General features: G+C 68.9%; 13 protein-coding genes. 3 read left to right on the top strand and 10 right to left on the bottom strand.

The window, feature by feature from the left end; genetic code table 11:
- Window positions 1–32 precede the first annotated feature (32 nt).
- Together FFS20_RS05125 and tmk are read right to left on the bottom strand one after the other, a co-directional pair.
- Window positions 33–1190 carry a DNA polymerase III subunit delta' gene (locus tag FFS20_RS05125; RefSeq protein WP_137824846.1) on the bottom strand — a complete coding sequence of 386 codons (1158 nt, stop codon included), beginning with the start codon at window positions 1188–1190 and terminating at the stop codon, window positions 33–35.
- Window positions 1187–4123: a dTMP kinase gene (gene tmk / locus FFS20_RS05120; RefSeq protein ID WP_137824845.1), complete on the bottom strand. Its 2937-nt coding sequence runs from the start codon at window positions 4121–4123 to the stop codon at window positions 1187–1189. The genes FFS20_RS05125 and tmk overlap by 4 nt, the downstream gene beginning before the upstream one ends.
- A 214-nt stretch (window positions 4124–4337) precedes the next feature.
- Between tmk and FFS20_RS05115 the strand changes: the two genes are divergently transcribed.
- Window positions 4338–5141: a lipoate--protein ligase family protein gene (locus FFS20_RS05115; protein WP_349290513.1), complete on the top strand. Its 804-nt coding sequence runs from the start codon at window positions 4338–4340 to the stop codon at window positions 5139–5141.
- Between the two features lie 373 nt (window positions 5142–5514).
- Here FFS20_RS05115 and FFS20_RS05110 read toward each other — a convergent pair whose 3' ends face one another.
- From FFS20_RS05110 to FFS20_RS18225, 4 genes are all read right to left on the bottom strand, one after another.
- Window positions 5515–5844: a ribbon-helix-helix protein, CopG family gene (locus FFS20_RS05110; RefSeq protein ID WP_171006996.1), complete on the bottom strand. Its 330-nt coding sequence runs from the start codon at window positions 5842–5844 to the stop codon at window positions 5515–5517.
- The gene (locus tag FFS20_RS05105) at window positions 5831–6124 is read right to left on the bottom strand and encodes a BrnT family toxin (protein ID WP_212743290.1); all 294 of its coding nucleotides are present in this window, start codon (window positions 6122–6124) and stop codon (window positions 5831–5833) included. The genes FFS20_RS05110 and FFS20_RS05105 overlap by 14 nt, the downstream gene beginning before the upstream one ends.
- Before the next feature lie 316 nt (window positions 6125–6440).
- Window positions 6441–9269 (bottom strand): type I DNA topoisomerase, encoded by a 2829-nt coding sequence (gene topA, locus FFS20_RS05100; RefSeq protein WP_137824843.1) that lies wholly within the window; start codon window positions 9267–9269, stop codon window positions 6441–6443.
- Window positions 9270–9404: 135 nt separating this feature from the next.
- Entirely contained in the window at window positions 9405–11450 is a 2046-nt protein-coding gene (locus FFS20_RS18225; protein ID WP_249356677.1) for a class I SAM-dependent methyltransferase, read from the bottom strand.
- Window positions 11451–11491: 41 nt separating this feature from the next.
- On the opposite strand from FFS20_RS18225, the gene FFS20_RS05085 reads away from it, so the two are divergent.
- Window positions 11492–13768 (top strand): DEAD/DEAH box helicase, encoded by a 2277-nt coding sequence (locus tag FFS20_RS05085; RefSeq protein ID WP_137824842.1) that lies wholly within the window; start codon window positions 11492–11494, stop codon window positions 13766–13768.
- A 40-nt stretch (window positions 13769–13808) separates the two neighbouring features.
- Here FFS20_RS05085 and FFS20_RS05080 read toward each other — a convergent pair whose 3' ends face one another.
- From FFS20_RS05080 to FFS20_RS05065, 4 genes are all read right to left on the bottom strand, one after another.
- Window positions 13809–14126 carry an Rv3654c family TadE-like protein gene (locus FFS20_RS05080; protein WP_137824841.1) on the bottom strand — a complete coding sequence of 106 codons (318 nt, stop codon included), beginning with the start codon at window positions 14124–14126 and terminating at the stop codon, window positions 13809–13811.
- Complete coding sequence (locus FFS20_RS05075) at window positions 14123–14494, bottom strand: TadE family type IV pilus minor pilin (RefSeq protein ID WP_137824840.1); 372 nt, start codon at window positions 14492–14494, stop codon at window positions 14123–14125. Before FFS20_RS05075 ends, FFS20_RS05080 begins: the two co-directional genes overlap by 4 nt.
- Before the next feature lies 1 nt (window position 14495).
- Window positions 14496–14849 carry a DUF4244 domain-containing protein gene (locus FFS20_RS05070; RefSeq protein ID WP_249356676.1) on the bottom strand — a complete coding sequence of 118 codons (354 nt, stop codon included), beginning with the start codon at window positions 14847–14849 and terminating at the stop codon, window positions 14496–14498.
- 215 nt (window positions 14850–15064) lie between these two features.
- The gene (locus tag FFS20_RS05065) at window positions 15065–15982 is read right to left on the bottom strand and encodes a LysR family transcriptional regulator (RefSeq protein ID WP_137824839.1); all 918 of its coding nucleotides are present in this window, start codon (window positions 15980–15982) and stop codon (window positions 15065–15067) included.
- 99 nt (window positions 15983–16081) lie between these two features.
- Here FFS20_RS05065 and FFS20_RS05060 point away from each other — a divergent pair, with 99 nt between their 5' ends.
- The gene (locus FFS20_RS05060) at window positions 16082–17116 is read left to right on the top strand and encodes an MBL fold metallo-hydrolase (protein WP_137824838.1); all 1035 of its coding nucleotides are present in this window, start codon (window positions 16082–16084) and stop codon (window positions 17114–17116) included.
- Window positions 17117–17343 lie beyond the last annotated feature (227 nt).

Raw genomic sequence — 17343 nt, 5'->3', positions numbered from 1 at the left:
CCGCTTCCACCCGTGCAGAGGACGGGCAGGACTCAGGCGGCGCCGTCCCGGTCGGTGAGCAGCCAGGGATTCGACAGCAGCACGAACGCGGATTCGACGATGAGCACCGGTGACATGTTCGTGGCCAGTCGCCGCCGCGCCTCGGCGATCGCATCGATGCGCAGCAGGGTGGTGTCCGCGGTGTCCCGATTGCCCTGTTCGGTGATGAGTTCGTCCTCGCCGGCATTGATCCACCCGTCCCGCATGCCCAGCTGGTACATGAGGATGTCGCGGTAGAGACTCATGAGCTCGAGGAAGATCCGGTCGAGTTCGTCGTTGCGGGCCCGCACCGACCGCCGCTTCTGCTCCTCCTCGAGCTTGCGGATCTGCGCTCGCGCCGACGGCGGAACGGTCTTCTCCCCGGCGATGCCGAGGGTCTCCATGAGGTCGCTGCGTTCCTTCGCGTTGCGCTCCTCGACGCGGGCCTTCGCCGTCTCCGCGGCTTCGTCGACGATGCGCCCGGCCAGCCGGATCGTCGCCCCCACCGAGGTGAGTTTGCCCGGGATCGCAAGGATCTTCTTCCGCTCGTCGGCCGCGGAGTCGCTCAGCGCCATGTACTTCGCCCGCCCGATGTGGTTCTGGGCGACGGCCGCGGCCCAGCGCGCCCGCTCGGGATCGACATGGTCGCGGTCGATGAGCAAGCTGGCAACGGCCTCACGTGAGGGAATGCGCAGGCGCACGGGACGGCACCGCGACCGGATGGTCGTGAGGACGTCGATGGGGCTCGGGGCGCAGAGCAGCCACACCGTCGCCGGCGGGGGTTCCTCGATCGCCTTGAGGAGGACGTTCGCGGTGCGCTCGGTCATCCTGTCGGCGTCCTCGATGATGACGACGCGCCACGGGGAGTTGACTGGCGCGGTCTGGGCCTTGCCGACGAGTTCGCGCACCTCGTCGATCGCGATGACCGACTTCTGCGTCGACATGATCGTCAGCGACTCGTGGTGGCCGGACATCACCCTGGCGGTGACATCATTGGGCGCCTCACCGCCGGAGATGAGCGCGGCTGCGAAGGCTCTGGCCGCATTCGACCGACCGGAACCGGGCGGCCCGGTGAAGAGCCACGCATGCGTCATCGCCGCCGGCGAATTGAGCGCGTACTCGAGTTGGCGAACGACGTCGTCCTGTCCGACGAGTTCGTCGAAGACGCTCACCGGGACCCTCCGGGACCGTTGAAGCGGTTGCGGTTGCGCTCCCGCTGCTGGCGCACACGCTCACGGGCCTGCCGTTCGATCTCGGCCTGCGCCTGGAGGCGTTCGCGGCTCGTCTGCCGGGCGCTGCGGGCCGGAAGCACGGTCGTGGCCGCTTCGTCGGAGCCGTTCGACTCCTCAGCCGCCGAGGTCTCGATGATCGTCGTCGGCGCCTCATCGGGATCGTCCTCGTCAATCACCGGTGCCTGTGGCCGGAAGGTGCCGGCCGAGAGCACTGTGGTCTCCGCTTCCTCCCGTTCGTCCGGCGTCGCTGCGCTGCTCGTGCGCTGCTCGATCTCGACGGCATCGTCATCACCGACGACATGGTCGGCGGCTCCGGTCACCGGGTGCACCCGGGTCTCTGCCTCACCGTCGGTGACGAGCGGTCCCTCATCGGCGTCCTCTGCCTCGGGAGCATCGCTTCCCGCATCCGCCGTCCGCGTGTCTTCGGCGGTGCGCTCGGCGTCTGCGCCGCCCCGGTCCTCAGCACTGCGGCCGAGGAACGGTTCGCTCCGGTCGGCAGACGTCTCGTCGGCATCCTCGCGCAGGTCGGCACCGAGGTCGACCTTGTCGGTGGCAACGCCATCGTCATCGTCGGTCGGTGACCCGACCTCGCTGACGGGGACGAATCGCGCCCGCGGACCGTCGCCGGTCTCACGTGCCGGTCGCTCCTCCGATGCCGACGCAGACGCATCGCCTGTCGCATCGCCCGCGGCGGTGCGGGCCGGCTGTCCGACGGTCGGCGAGTCCTCAGGCACCAACGGGGCAGCCTGCGTCGCAGGCAGCACGCGCTCGCCGGTCCCGCGGCTCGAGGCACTGCTCGCCTCATCGCGGCCGGCAAGATCGCCGTCCGCGCCACCGGCGGGCGCTGGCGTCGTGGACTCGGCGCTGTCCGGCCTCTCGCTCTGCGGCCCGGATGCGGCGGCGGCCGCCGTGCCTCCGACGGCCGGCGTCGCCGACTCGGCGTCGGTCACGGAACCGGGCACCGCCTCTGCGACGGAGCCCTTCCTCAGGGTGTGCGGCAGCCGCGCATGCACGGCTGCGAGGATCTGCCCGGCGAGCTCCTCCTGGGTCACGGACGCGTCGAGGACGACGTAGCGTTCGGGGTCCTTCTGGGCGCGGTTGAGGTAGGTCTGGCGGACCCGCTGATGGAACTGCTGGTTCTCCTGGTCGAGGTAGTTCGATTCTCCGCGGGCGCTCATCCGGGCGGCAGCCACCTCGGGGTCGATGTCGAGGACGATCGTCAGGTGCGGGATGAGTCCTTCGGTGGCCCAGCGGCTGAGCGCTAGGATCGTCTTCGGGTCGAACTCGCGGCCGGCCGCCTGGTAGGCGACGGTCGAGTCGATGTAGCGGTCGGTGATGACGATGCTTCCCGCCTCGAGCCCGGGATCGACGAGCGAGGCCACATGGTGGGCGCGGTCGGCGGCGAAGAGGAGGGCTTCGGTGCGGGCGCTCGGCGGTTCGGCGTCGAAGAGCACCGAGCGGATCTTACGGCCGAGCTCGGTGCCGCCGGGTTCCCGAGTCGCCTCGACGCTGTAGCCCTCGTCGGCGAGTTCACGGGAGAGTCGCGTGATCTGCGTGCTCTTGCCCGATCCGTCGCCGCCTTCGATGGCGATGAAGAACCCGGGACCGAAACGGTCGGCGAGGGCGCCGACGCCGTCCTTGTTCGCGTCCTCGGACTGGCTGGGCGGGCGGAAGCCGTGGACGATGTCGACCGACAGTCCCTGCATGCCGTGCGGGTCGAAGATGCAGAGGCCGATGATGCCGGCGACGAGCGCGGCGAACCCGATGACGACGAACGCGACGTCGGCCGGCGGCAGGGTGAAGATCGCGTCGGTGCTGATCGGGGCCACGGTGATGTCGATCGCGTTGATGAGGAGGGCGATGAGGGCACCGCCGACAGCGCCGACGCGGCGGGAGAAGTCGTAGACCTGGGAGCGCACGCCGATGCCGACGAGGAACGCGACGACGCCGGCGAGCACGACCTTGCCCGAGAGTTCGTCGATGGCACCGGTGGCGATGAGGAGGATGCCGGAGACGGTGAGGGCGAACGCCGAGACGCGGGGGCGGGACATGCCCGGCGCGAACGTCGGCCCCATCTCGAAGCCGATCGCCCAGCCGAGGAGGGCGACGACGAGCATGAGCGCATATCCGGCCTGACCGTACTCGTGTTCGACGGCGGTGGGTTCGGCGAGGATGAACGTCGCCCCGAGGACGCCGAAGAGGGCGATCGGCACCCACGGCTTCGCAATGCTCGCCGGGGGCCTGGCGACCCGCGCCTTCGCGACCGGGAACGACCCGGTCGTCGACGACTCCGCATGGAGGGCGCGTTCGGGGGTGAGGTAGATCATCACGGCGCCGATGACCATGGCGATGCCGACGAGGAGGCTCATCCAGCCCAGCGAACTCGTTCCGGCTTCCGCGCCGCCCATGATCTGGAAGGAGCAGGCGAGGAAGAGCAGCACAGTCGCGGGCACGCCGACCCGGCGCCACGGCTTCTCGTTCGTGAAGGGGGTGAGGCTCATGAGGAGGCCGATGACGGCACCGAGGACGAGACCGGTCACCCAGGTCAGCCATGCGCTCGGGGCGAGGCTCAAGACGATGAGGAGAGCCGCCTCGACGACGGCGGAGATGCTCAGTGCCCGTTTGCGCACGGCCGGCCCCCGACCGGCGAAGACCTTCGACGGGATGAAGAGTCCCGCACACGCGAGGACGAAGACGATGAGCAGGGACAGACTGCCGGCCTGATTGTCGAACTCACCGGCGCCGAGGGTATCGGCGAGGGTGGTGAACGCGCGACCGCTGACGGTCGTGAAGAACCCGCTGGTGCCGGCTACGACGTAGCTGATCGCAGCGAGGACGATGAGGGCGCCCCACACCGCGGTTTCGGTGACCAACCGGCCAGGAGCGCCGGGAAGTCGATGTCCTGTAGTCGTCAACATGCTCACGCCACTACCCTATCTTCAGGTTCTGACATATCTCTTGGAAGCCCCGTGAGTCTCGGCTGGTCCTCCGGTGAGTCCCGCCGGTGTCCGGTGGGTCCCACGGTGTCCGGACCCGCACCTCCCCGCCGGCGTCCGGTGCACGAGCGCCATCATCTACTCTTGATCCGTGACGACAGACCGCGAACCCGCACCGGACGATGCCGGCCCCACGACCGGAGACGGCTCCCGCACCCCGATGGACCGTGTCGAGACCGAGGGTCTGTCCCCGACCGACGAGCTCGCGTTCGCCCGTGTCCTCCTCGACTCGGTCAAGGCCGGGCGCCGAGGCGCGACGCTGCGGCTCTACCGCCCCGCCCCGACCGTGGCCTTCGGTGCCCGCGACCGCTTCCTCCCCGGTTTCCCGGCGGCCGTCGAGGCCGCCCGCGACCACGGGTTCACTCCCGCTCTGCGCAGCCTCGGCGGACGCGCCGCCGCCTACCATGAGGGCTCTCTCGTCATCGATCACATCGAACCGAGCGACTCCTTCATCACCAATACCTCCGCGCGGTTCAGCCGCTTCGGCGAGGACTACGTCGCAGTGCTGCGCGGCATCGGCGTCGACGCCCGCCTCGGCGAGATCCCCGGCGAATACTGCCCGGGTGAGTACAGCGTCAACGTCGCCGGTCGGATCAAGGCCATCGGCACCGCGCAGCGCGTCGTCTCCGGGGCGTGGCTGTTCTCCTCCTCGGTCATCGTCACCGACCCTGATCCGATCCGCGCCGTCCTCACCGACGTCGAGGCCGCACTGGGCGTGACGTGGGATCCGCTGACCGGCGGGTCGATCAGTGAGGTGCATCCGGAGATCACCGTCGATGCCGTCACCGAGGCGTTCGCCTCCTATTTCGCCCGCGACTTCGCGCTCACGCCCAGTTCGCCGACGGCAGACGAACTCGCCGCCCTGCCCGCGCAGGCCGCCGGGCACGTGCTGTAACGAGGCCGTCCTCCCGGTTCGCCCCGCGAGGGGTCTACCCCACGCGGGGTTCACCCCACGAGGGCCCGCGCTCTCTCCCCACCGCGATGCGGGAGAGCATCGCGCAAGATGCCAGAAGGCGCCTCCGAGCGTGCCGGAGACCACCCCGCAGCAATGTGCGCCGCATCCAGGGTGAATTCGGCGCCGATTTCACCCTGGACCTGGCGCACAACCACCGCGGACGTGGCGCACCTTCCATTCGAGGCCACCCGCCGCCGCCCGACGACCGCTGAGCATGTGAAGAGCACCCGGGAACGCACCCGGGGGCTCTCACTTGCGTGAAGCAGCGGCCTGACTCGAGGAGTCTGCGTCTTCACTGCTGGCCGGAGATTGCTCAGCCTGCTTGAGCTCGCGCCTTCACTGCCGCCACATCGCGTTCCAACCGGTCCAGTGCCGCAACGAGATCTTCGTCGCCGCGATTCGACAGACCCTCGGCGATGAACTGTCGCGTGAGCGCTGAGACGGACACTCCTGACTCCTCTGCGAGCGCCTGGAGCTTCTCAAGAACATCAGCAGGGACTCGCACGGTCAGCAGCGGTGAGGAACTTCGATTCGATTTGCGCCACTCACCTTCTGCCAACTTGTCCCGGTAATCAGCGGTATCGGCATCCAATTCGGCGCGCAGTGCTGCGCGCGCCTCGGGAGGAACACTACCTTTCGTCATGACGGCTTCCTTCGTAGAGCTTGCGATGCGATTCATTGGCGGGCCAAGCATTGCCGCCGTAGAGCAGGCCTTCGTGCCTGACAACGATGACGACCAGCACCTCTGCCCGCGTGGAGCTCCACCTGATGTATCGATCAGATTTGCCGGATCTGCTGGCCGGATCAGGCGTCAGCAGGAGGGCTTCCGGATCATCGATTGCCTCCTCTGCCTCTGTCTGCGTGACACCATGGCGCCGCCACATGTGTGCGGCAGCGCGCGAATCCCACTCGATCGCCGTCACACAGACAGTGTATGACATTCGTTATACAGTGCAATAGCCCTTTACGCCGCAGCGTTTCCTACTGCCCACTGGCAGTCAGCCGGATTGTGCGCCAGGTTCAGGGTGGAATCTGCTCCGATTTCACCCTGGAGCTGGCACACAATCACCGTCGATGCGGCTCACACTCGGTGTGAGGCCGCTTTTCGGCGGTCCGCCGACCGCTGAGCATGTGAAGAGCCCCCGGGGTACGCACCCAGGGGCTCTCGCACGCGCAGAACGCAGAGCAGTCGCCTGACTCGAGGAGTCCTGCCTCGCCGCCGGCCTCAGACCGCCCGACTCAGGGGGTCTTCGGCTTGGCTGCAGTGGTCTTCGCAGCCGTCGTCTTCTTCGCCGCGGTGGTCCGTGACGTCGTCGACTTCTTCGCCGCAGTCGTCTTCGCCGCCGTGCTCTTCGCAGTCGACTTCGCCGCGGTCGTCTTCGCGGCGGTCGTCTTCTTCGCCGCCGTCTTCTTGGCGGGAGCCTTCTTCGCCGGCGCCTTCTTCTTGGCTGGACCCTTCGCGCGCTTCTCGGCGAGGAGTTCGGCGCCGCGCGCCGGGGTGATCGACTCGACGTCGTCATCCTTGCGCAGGGTCGCGTTCGTCTCCCCGTCGGTGACGTAGGGGCCGAAGCGGCCGTCCTTGACGACCATCGGCTTCTTCGTCTCCGGGTCCTCGCCGAGTTCCTTGAGCGGCGGCTTGGCGGTGCGTCCGCCGCGCTGCTTCGGCTGCGAGTAGATCTGCAGCGCCTCGTCGAGGGTGATCGTGAAGATCTGCTCCTCATCGGTCAGCGACCGCGAATCCGTGCCCTTCTTCAGGTACGGACCGTAACGGCCGTTCTGTACCGTGATGTCCGTGCCCTCCTCGTCCTGGCCGACGATGCGGGGCAGGCTGAGGAGCTTGAGCGCGGTCTCGAGGTCGATCGTGCCGACGTCCATCGACTTGAAGAGCGAACCGGTGCGCGGCTTGGGCTTCTTCGCGCCGCGCTTGGGCTTCTCCTCGGACTCGGGCAGCACCTCGGTGACGTAAGGGCCGAACCGGCCGTTCTTCGCCACGATCGTGTGCCCGGTCTCCGGGTCGACACCGAGTTCGCGGTCGCCGTCGCCCTGGTTCTCGATGAGTTCGGCGGCCTTCGCGGCGGTGAGCTCATCGGGGGCGAGATCGTCGGGAATCGACACGCGCTTCGGGTCGTCGCCCTCGACCCCCGAGGTGACCTCGAGGTACGGGCCGTAGCGTCCCACGCGCAGGGCGACGCCGTCGCTGATGCGCACCGTGTTGACTTCGCGGGCGTCGATCTCGCCGAGGTCGTCGACGATCTCCTTGAGACCCTCCCTGTCGAGACCCTCTCCACCGAAGTAGAACCGGGCCAGCCAGGCCTTGCGATCCTCTTCGCCCATCGCGATGCGGTCGAGTTCGGATTCGAGATCGGCGGTGAATTCGTAGTCGACGAGTTCGGTGAAGTGATCCTCGAGCAGACGGACCACGGAGAACGCCAGCCAGCTCGGCACGAGTGCATTGCCGCGGGAGGTGACGTAGCCGCGGTCCTGGATGACCGAGATGATCGAGGCGTACGTCGAGGGACGGCCGATGCCGAGCTCTTCGAGCTGCTTGACGAGGCTCGCCTCGGTGAAGCGCGGCGGCGGTGCGGTCGTGTGACCGTCCGCGGCGACCTTGACGACGGAGAGCTTCTGGCCCTGCTCGACCTGCGGCAGCCGGGATTCGCCGGACTTCGTGTCGTAGCGGCTCGCGTCCTGCCCCTCCTCGTAAGCGGCGAGGAAGCCGCGGAAGGTGATGACGGTGCCCGAGGCGCTGAAGCCCGCTTCGTGGCCGTCGCCGAGGTCGGCTGCGACCTTGATCGTCGCCGTCGAACCCTTCGCGTCGGCCATCTGGCTGGCCACGGTGCGCTTCCAGATGAAGTCGTAGAGACGGAACTCGTCACCGCTGAGCGACTTCGCCACCTGCGCAGGCGTGCGGAACGAATCCCCGGCGGGACGGATCGCCTCGTGGGCCTCCTGCGCCGACTTCTGCTTGCTCGCGTACTGGCGCGGGGACTGCGGGACGTACTCCGGACCGTAGAGTTCGGTGACCTGGCGCCGGGCCGCGGCGATCGCCTGCCCGGACAGCGCCGAGGAGTCGGTGCGCATATAGGTGATGTAGCCGTGCTCGTAGAGCGACTGCGCGGTGCGCATCGCCTGGCGGGCGCTCATCCGCAGCTTGCGGCCGGCCTCCTGCTGCATCGTCGAGGTCGTGAACGGGGCGGCGGGTCGCCGCGAGTACGGCTTCGATTCGACACCGGAGACGGTCAGGGCGTTCTTCGCCGGTCCTGAGAGCAGGGTCGCGAGCTCTTCGGCCTTCGCCTGGTCGACGACGACGGCGGCCTTGGTCTTCAGTTCGCCCTTGTCGTTGAAGTCGCGACCGCTGGCCACGCGTGAGCCGTCGAGCGTCGTGAGGTTCGCGGCGAATGGGTTCGAGCCGTCGGGCAGTCCGAGGTCGATGTCGAGGTCCCAGTAGTCGGCGGAGACGAATGCCATGCGCTCGCGTTCGCGTTCGACGACGAGTCGGGTCGCCACCGACTGGACGCGGCCGGCGGAGAGTCCGGCGCGGACCTTGCGCCACAGCACTGGGGAGACCTCGTAGCCGTAGAGGCGGTCGAGGACGCGGCGGGTCTCCTGCGCGTCGACGAGGTCGATGTCGATCTCGCGGGTGTTCTCCAGCGCCCGGGTGATCGCCTCGGGGGTGATCTCGTGGAAGACCATGCGCTTGACGGGGATCTTCGGCTTGAGCACTTCTTTGAGGTGCCACGCGATGGCTTCGCCCTCGCGGTCCTCATCGGTGGCGAGGAAGAGTTCGTCGGCGTCCTTGAGCAGGCGCTTGAGTTCCGTGACCTTCTTCTTCTTGCCCGGATCGACACGGTAGTAGGGGTCGAAGCCGTTGTCGACGTCGACGGCGAACTTCCCGTACGGCCCCTTCTTCATGTCGGCGGGCAGCTCGGACGGCGTCGGGAGGTCGCGGATGTGTCCGACTGAGGCCTCAACGTCGTAGCCGTCGCCGAGGTACCCGACGATCGTGCGCGCCTTCGTCGGGGACTCGACGATGACGAGACGACGGGGCTTCTTCTCGGTTGTGGCCACGCTCACTCATTCCTTTCGGGGCACGGGGTGATCGACGAGATGGTCGATCCGAGCCAATGTAACACTGTTGTTGTCCGGGTTCTTCCCGGGGTGCGTTGGCGGTGGCCCATACTGTGGCATCCGCGTCCCGTCGTGTCAATTGCCGCCGGGAAGCAGCATGCCGGCCGCGACCAGCCCTCTGACCTGCGCGATGAGCTGGTCCTCCAGCGCCGCCTCGTCGACGCCGAGGAGCTGGGCGAGCGCCGCGGCGGTCTGGCGCAGAGTGAGACTGCCATCGGCGACGGAGAGGAACCCGGCAAGGGCCGTGTCGACGTCGATGACGCGTCCGAAGCCGATGCCCTGTTCGACGGTGATCGACGTCGGGTCCGTCTCCCCTGGCACGAAGTGCCGATGCTCGACGAGGTCGGGTGAGCGGGTGAATGCGGTGGCCGCGATCTCCTCGTCGCCGGCGGACTCCGCCCAGGCCCCGAGTTCGTGGATCGTCTGGACGAAGGCGCCGATTCCGTGGGGGTTCGTCGCCGGCGCCGAGGTGATGCGCACCCGAGCCCGGAACGCAGGCTCAGCCCCCGCCTCGGCGAGGCCGGTCCGACCCTGGTCGGCACCGATGGCCTGCGGGGAAAGTGATGAGGAATCGTTATCTGCCCGGTGCATGAGGACGTAGCCGAAGACGATCTCCGTGACCTCCCGGGAGGCGAAGTCGTCCAACCACGCCGAGGTGGCTGCGTTCCACGCGGCACTCGCGCGGGGGATGCCGCCGTCGCGGATCCAGGTCTCGGCGTAGGTGACAGGGTCGAGGATCTCGCGTTCGACGACGAACACGGAGGTCTCCGCAGCGGCGGAGGTGTCGTGGGAGGCGGTGGCCGCAGTGGCAGTGTCGTGGGAGGCGGCGGGCTCGGTGGCGGTGTCGTGGGAGGCGGCGGGCTCGCGAATCCCGTCGGCAGCACTGCTGACCCAGGTCTCCGGGCCGCCCGTCGAATCCGGCGTGACCTCCCAGTTGCCCAGGCACACGGCCCGGCCGCCGGGGGCGAGGACCGAGGGGATCTGGGCGAAGAGCTCCCGGACGAGCCGGTCGGCGCGCATCCCGCCGTCCCGGTAGTCGAAGGCGGGCAGCGCCGCATCGGCCTCCTGACCGCGCGGGGTGATGACGAACGGCGGATTCGACACGAGGAGGTCGACGGTGCCGTCGATGGGGTCGAGGAGCGAGCCCTGACGCAGGTCGAGGCCGGTGACCCCGTTGAGCGCGGCGCCGAGTGCGGTCAGGTGCAGGGCGCGGGCGGAGATGTCGGTGGCGATGACGCGGTCGGCATGCCGGGCGAGGAGGAGTGCCTGGATGCCGCAGCCGGTGCCGATGTCCGCGGCGAGCGCGACGGGATCGCGCGGGGTGAGGGAGACGAGCGTTCGTCCCGCGCCCCCGACGCCGAGGACGAAGTCACCGTCGAGGACGTCCGGGCTCGTCAGCGTCCCGTGGTCGCTGACGAGGTAGAGGTTCTCATCACCCGGTCGCAGGCCGCGCGGGACGCCGACGGGAAGATCGAACGGGGCGACGGCGAACGGTGCGGTGACGAACGAGGCGGAGCCGTCCGGTGCGGGGACGTCCCGGTCTCGGTCACCGCGGGTGCCCGGATCCGTGGCGTCTGCGAGGAGGCCGAGGTCGAATGCCGCCGCGCAGTCGGCTGCGCCGAGCGCCGCCTCGAGAAGGGCGGTCGGCAGAGTGTCGTGGAGGAGGAAGGTGAGCGCGAGCGCGGCGAGTCGTTCGTCGAACGAGAGGTCCGCCGACGGCGCCGCAGGGCTCGGAGTCACAATGCTGTCCGCGGTCGTCTGCGCCCCGGAAATCGCGCCTGTGCCGGGAGCCTCACCCGCGCCGCTCGGCGAGTCCGCGCCGTTCCCCGAATCTGTGCCGACATCGGGCCCTGTCTCTGCATGCCGCGCACCGAGCACCTGACGGCAATGGCGGAGGGCGGGGGCCGCATTGTTGCGGGCGAGCGCGTCGGAGACGGGTCCTCCCCAGAACTGCCGCAGCCGAGGTTCGGTGTACCCCGCCGCATAGAGCGCAGCACCGAGCCGTTCCGCGCCGGCTCGCTGCTCGTCGCTCAGGGCCGGAGTCCCGCTCCCGTCGCCGCGGCTGTCCGGGGTATCGCGAACGTCAGGGGCGCGGCTCACATCTGCTGTCTCTTCGGTCACAGGTGAATCCTAGTCACAGGCGACTGCGCCATACTGGTTTCATGGCCGATTCCCCCCTCCACGACATCGTCTCCGGGTTCGGTGTCAGGGACGATCGGATCGTCCACACCCGCGAGATTCCACAGCGGTTCGAACACGAGTCGGACTGGCCGGAGTGGGTCGACGAGGAGCTGCGGCACGCGACCCACGCGATCGGCGTCGACCGCCCATGGCGGCATCAGGTCGAGGCGGCGCAGGCCGCCCGTGACGGCGAGGACGTCGTCATCGCCACTCCCACCGCCTCAGGCAAGTCGCTCGGATTCTGGCTGCCGGTGCTCGAGTCGATCCAGACGACGCGGGAGAGCCTGCGGACCTCCTCGGCGATCTACATCGCCCCGACGAAGGCACTCGCCGCCGATCAGCTGACGAAGCTCGAACAGCTCATCATCCGCGGTGTCCGACCGGCGGCGTATGACGGTGACACGTCGCAGGCAGCCAAGGACTGGGCGCGTCGGCACGCGAACATCATCTTCACCAACCCGGACATGCTCCATCGCGGGATCCTCCCCCAGCACGAGCGCTTCGCCCGGCTCTTCAAGTCCCTGCGCTTCATCATCGTCGACGAGGCCCATCGGTATCGCGGCGTGTTCGGATCCCACGTCGCGCTCATCCTCAGACGGCTTCTGCGCATCGCCGCTCACTACGGCGCGCATCCGGTCGTCATCGGCGCTTCGGCGACGATGGCCCAGCCGGATGCGGCGTTCGCGCGGCTGACCGGGCGGCCGGCGCACCCGGTGACCGAGGACGCCTCCCCGCGTGCCGCAGGCAGCTTCGCGCTGTGGGAGCCGCCGGTGTCGCCCGACGGTGACCGTCGCAGCGGTCTCGCCGAGGCGGCCGACGTCCTCACCGACGCGATGTGCGCAGGCTTCCGCTCGATCGCGTTCATCGCCTCACGCCGCGGCTCGGAGGCATTGGCCTCGACGGTCCGCGAGCAGGTGGGAGCCGTCGACGACTCCCTGACCGGCAAGGTCGCCGCCTACCGCGGCGGATACCTCGCCGAGGAGCGCCGCACCCTGGAGGCCGCACTGCGGTCGGGGCGTCTGCTCGCGGTGGCGTCGACGAACGCCCTCGAACTCGGCATCGACATCTCCGGGCTCGACCTCGTCATCATCTCCGGCTGGCCGGGAACTCTCGCCTCACTGTGGCAGCAGGCCGGCCGTGCGGGCCGGGCCGGGCAGAAGTGGATGGCCGTCTTCATCGCTCGGGACGACCCGCTCGACACGTACGTCGTCCACCACCCGGAGGTCATCTTCGACGCGCCCGTCGATGCCGGGGTCATCAATCCCGGCAACCCGTACGTCCTCAGCGAGCACCTGTGCGCGGCCGCCGCCGAGGTGCCGCTGACACCGGCCGACCTCACCCATTTCCCCGACAACGCCGCCGAGGTCGTCGACGACCTCGTCGAGCAGAAGATGCTGCGGGCCCGGCCGGCCGGGTGGTTCTGGGCCAAGGAAATGCCCGCCACCGACCTCGCCGACATCCGCGGCACCGGCGGCGGTCAGTTCCGCCTAGTCGAGGCGAGCACGGGAACGCTGCTCGGCACCGTCGACGAGGCAGGCGCGCACACCGGCGCCCACCCGGGGGCCGTCTACACGCATCAGGGCACGGACTTCTTCGTCGCCGACCTCGATCTCGACGAAAGGGTCGCGTTCATCGAGCGCGCCGACGTCGACTACACGACGCAGCCGCGGTCGACGACGGAGATCTCCATCGTCGACACCGCCTCCCAGCGCACCCTGCCGTCGGGAGTGACCGTGGCCAGCGGCACCGTCGACGTCACCGATCAGGTCATCGCCTACCGGATGCGAGCGAAGCGCGGTGGCGCGATCATCGCCGAACACGACCTCGACCTGCCCGAGCGCACCCTGCGGACCTCGGCGGTGTGGTGGACGATCCCCCAGGCACTGATCGAGGAGACCGAGGTCCTCAAGGCGGATCTGCCCGGAGCCGTCCATGCCGCCGAGCACGCCTCGATCGGCCTGCTGCCTCTCTTCGCCGGGTGCGACCGCTGGGACATCGGCGGGGTCTCGACATCGCTGCACGCCGACACCGGCATGGCCACGGTCTTCGTCTACGACGGACTGGCCGGCGGGGCCGGATTCTCCGAGCGCGGCAGCGAGGTCATCGAGGAGTGGCTCGGCGCCACCCGGGATGCGATCGCGGCCTGCGAGTGCGTCGACGGCTGCCCGTCGTGTGTGCAGTCACCGAAGTGCGGCAACGGCAACGAACCGCTCGACAAGGCTGCCGCTCTGCGCCTGCTGCGCGGCGTCCTCGACTGAGGCCACCGGCGTCTCATCCTGACGCCGCTGCCTCGCATCCCTACTTTCCCGCCACGGCCGCCTCCCGCACCGCCGGCAGAGGTCCGGGAATGTCGACGTCGACTTCGACGAACGCACTCTGCTGCGCGCTCGAGGCCCGACAGTCCCGCAGCGTCGCACCGTTGCGCTCAGCCACCTCCTTCGCCGTCTCACAGGGGTCGCCGGTGGCCAGTCCCCGCGCGGCGTCCGCGGCGGCGAGCGCTGCGAGATCGGCGGCCGCCTGTGCGGTGCTGTGGGCGACGAACGCCTGACTGAGGGCCCCGATCGCCGTGACGAAGGCGAGGATCATCCCGCACAGTCCGATGACGATGTTCGTCATGACCCGTCTCCCCGTCCGCCCTCGGAACGCGCCGTCGCCTCGGCGCTGACCTCGTCGAGGAAGAAGATCGCGTCGGGCAGGGCGATCGTCACGGTCACCGTCGCATACCCGCCGTCGGTGCCGACGGCGATTCTCGAGGACGCGCCCGCATGCTTCTTCGCCTCGTCGACGACGGCGGCCTGCGGTTCGCCGCGCGCGATCTCACGTGCCGCCGACCGCGCGGCGTCGAAGGCTCTCAACTGGGAGAATCCCACGGCGGCGGCTCCCGCGAGCACGACGACGAGCAGCACGAGGGCAGGGAGGACGACGGCGAACTCCGCGGTCGCCGTGCCGGCATCGTCGTGACCGCGGGACCCGGGCGCGCGCATGTCAGGCGCCGAGGCCGAGAGCTGCCTGGATGACGCCGGTGACGAGTTCCTTGATCGGCTCCGATTTGAGGATGACGACGAGGAGCGCGGCGAAGCCGCAGGCCGCGAGCGTGGTGATCGCGTACTCCGCCGTCGTCGCCCCGGTGTCGGCACCCCACCCCGCGTCTGCCCGCACTATTCCAGTGGGGTGGTCACCCGCTCCGGAGGGGTCGGCCGGGAGCAGATCGGTGCCCGGTGTCGATTCGAGCGACGACGCGGTGTCGGCGCTCGTCCCGGAGCCGACTGAATCGTCGCCCCCGGTCGGTGCGGGTCCACTCCCCCACGCGGGGCCGGCCGGCATGGCGTCAGTGCTCATAGTGCCAGTGCTCATAGTGCCAGTGCTCATCGTGTCTGTGCTCATGGTCTCCTCCTCGGGGACAGGCCCGCACACCCTGCGCGGACCGACCTCCAGACTGGTCAGCGATCACCACGGACGTCGAGACCCGAGAACACCCCTGTGGACACTGCCCGGGCGTCCACAGGCCCAGCGCACACGAGTCGGCGACTCATGCACAGGCGATCGCACACAAGTCACTCGGAGAGCCACTCCCAGGTCGGGCTCTGCTCGATGAAGTAGTCGACGATGCTGCTCACCCGCCGCGGCACCGGATGCCCGGTCTCGTAGACGGCGACGATCGAGTTCGGTGCCTGCGGGTCATCGATGGGGATGTAGGCGATGCCGTCGTCGGAGTCCCGGCCCTCGGCCTCCGAGCCGATGTTGCCCACGGAATAGCCCAGCCCCCGGCGAACGAGTCCGCGCACCGTCTCCGGACTCGCACTCTCCCAGCGGACATCGGGCTCGACTCCGGCCCCGCGGATCATCGCCTCGACCCTGTCGCGCGACGGCGGCTGGTTGAAGAGGATGACCGGCATCTCGGCAACGTCGCGGAAGGCGATCTCCTTGCGGCCGGCCAGCGGATGGTCGGCCGCAAGGAGGATCATCTGACGGAAGCTCGCGATCTCCTGCGCCGGCACCGTCGGCGGAAGCTGACCGCCGAAGGTGAGGACGAGATCGAGACGACCGACGTCGAGCTCTCGCCGCAGATCCCCGGTCGCCCCTTCTACGAAAGAGATGTCCAACTCGGGGTGCGCCTCGGCGAAATCACTGATCAGCTGCGGCAGCAGATACGGTCCGAGCGGAAAGATGCACCCGACCCGGACCAAACCGACGATCGTCGACTGGTCCCCCATCGCGACATCGGGGATCTCGCGGGCCAGATCGAGCATCGCTCTGGCCCGTGACACCAGGGCCGTCCCCGCGCTCGTCGGCCGGACTCCCGCTGTGCGACTGCGCACGAGCAGACGGGTGCCCACCGCGCGCTCGAGTTCGTTGAGCGCCGTCGACACCGTCGCCTGCGTGACGCTGCACGTGCGCGCTGCCGCTGTGATCGACCCGTCGTCGAGGGCGGCGAGGAAGTATTCGAGCTGCCGCAGTGTGATGTCGCTCATTGAAGTTCCCTATGTGCGTTCGACATTTAATTAATTGGATCAATTTTATGACCTCGGCCACACTGGATGAAACCCCGACACCGACGAGAGGTCACCGCTATGCCATCCACCAGCTCCACTGCCACCCGCGTCATCACCCTGGGCGTGGCAGGCGGACCCCGCTGGTGGCCGGCCACCGCCTCCGAAGAGCCCTCGGGCATCGCGACCGCCGTCGTCGTCGGCGACGCCTTCTACCTCATCGACGCCGGCTCGGGCACCGGACGCAACCTCGTCCGTGCGGGCCTGCCGATGGACCGGATGCGAGCGATGTTCCTCACCCACCTCCACTCAGACCACGTCGCTGCCCTCCCGAGCCTCCTGCTCTTCAGCAGCTACGACCGCAAGCGCGAAGACAGCGACCCCGTGCAGATCCTCGGCCCCGGTGACCGCGGCACGCCCCCACCGCTGTCGGAGCACGCCGCAGCCTCCGACGGCACGGCAGCCCGCACCCCGCTCTACCCGGAGAAGCCGACGCCGGGCACCGCCGACATGGTCGACCTGCTCTTCCGCGCTTTCGCCACCGACCTCAACGACCGCTACCTCGACGGGCTCAAACCCACCGCGAAGCAGCTCTTCACCGCCTCCGACATCGCCGTGCCCACGTCCATCGGCTACCACACCGACGACAATCCGGCCCCGGAGATCGCGCCGTTCACGGTCTACGAGGACGATCGCGTCCGAGTGCTCGCCACCCTGGCACTCCATCCGCCCGTGGCACCGGCCTTCGGTTTCCGCATCGAAACCGACGACGGCGTCGTCGCGATCTCCGGGGACACGACGTTCACCCCGAATATGATCGCGCTGGCCGACAATGCCGACATCCTCCTCCACGAGGCGATCGACGAAGAGTGGATCAACGCCGTCCACGGCTCGCCGACCGACCCCGTCGCCCGCGCCTCACGGGCCCACCACCTGAGGTCCCACACGACTGTCGCCGATGCACTGAGGGTGGCTGACTCCGCTTCAGCCCAGCAGCTCCTCCTCCATCACATCGTTCCCGGTAACAACCGGTCGAGCATCCAGGCGCAGCTGTCCGCGGTACGGAACTCGCGGGCATCCATCCCCCACGACCGAGACGAGTTCATCCTGCGCTGACACACATCCGGAGCCGCCACCTCGGCGAGCGACTCCGGATCACCACCACCACGACGATGACGACCCACCGCGCCCCACCACCGGGCCGCCGCATCCGCACCGTCGCCACACTCCGCGCTGACGCTCCACCCTGCGCCGATGCCTGCCTGCACGTACGACGATCTGCACTCCTGGCAGAGAATTCCGCACGATCCGAGGAGAATCCCGTGACCCAGCCCTCTGCACCC

Origin of the sequence: Brevibacterium sp. 2SA, assembly GCF_005502845.1 — a bacterium.
GTDB lineage: Bacteria > Actinomycetota > Actinomycetes > Actinomycetales > Brevibacteriaceae > Brevibacterium.
This window is presented reverse-complemented; position numbering and strand designations above follow the sequence as displayed.

Coding starts and splice junctions, on each gene's coding strand:
- FFS20_RS05110 (WP_171006996.1), bottom strand. CDS start 5,844: ATGACGAAAGGTAGTGTTCCTCCCGAGGCGCGCGCAGCACTGCGCGCC.
- FFS20_RS05085 (WP_137824842.1), top strand. CDS start 11,492: ATGGCCGATTCCCCCCTCCACGACATCGTCTCCGGGTTCGGTGTCAGG.
- FFS20_RS05080 (WP_137824841.1), bottom strand. CDS start 14,126: ATGACGAACATCGTCATCGGACTGTGCGGGATGATCCTCGCCTTCGTC.
- FFS20_RS05075 (WP_137824840.1), bottom strand. CDS start 14,494: ATGCGCGCGCCCGGGTCCCGCGGTCACGACGATGCCGGCACGGCGACC.
- FFS20_RS05070 (WP_249356676.1), bottom strand. CDS start 14,849: ATGAGCACTGACGCCATGCCGGCCGGCCCCGCGTGGGGGAGTGGACCC.
- FFS20_RS05065 (WP_137824839.1), bottom strand. CDS start 15,982: ATGAGCGACATCACACTGCGGCAGCTCGAATACTTCCTCGCCGCCCTC.
- FFS20_RS05060 (WP_137824838.1), top strand. CDS start 16,082: ATGCCATCCACCAGCTCCACTGCCACCCGCGTCATCACCCTGGGCGTG.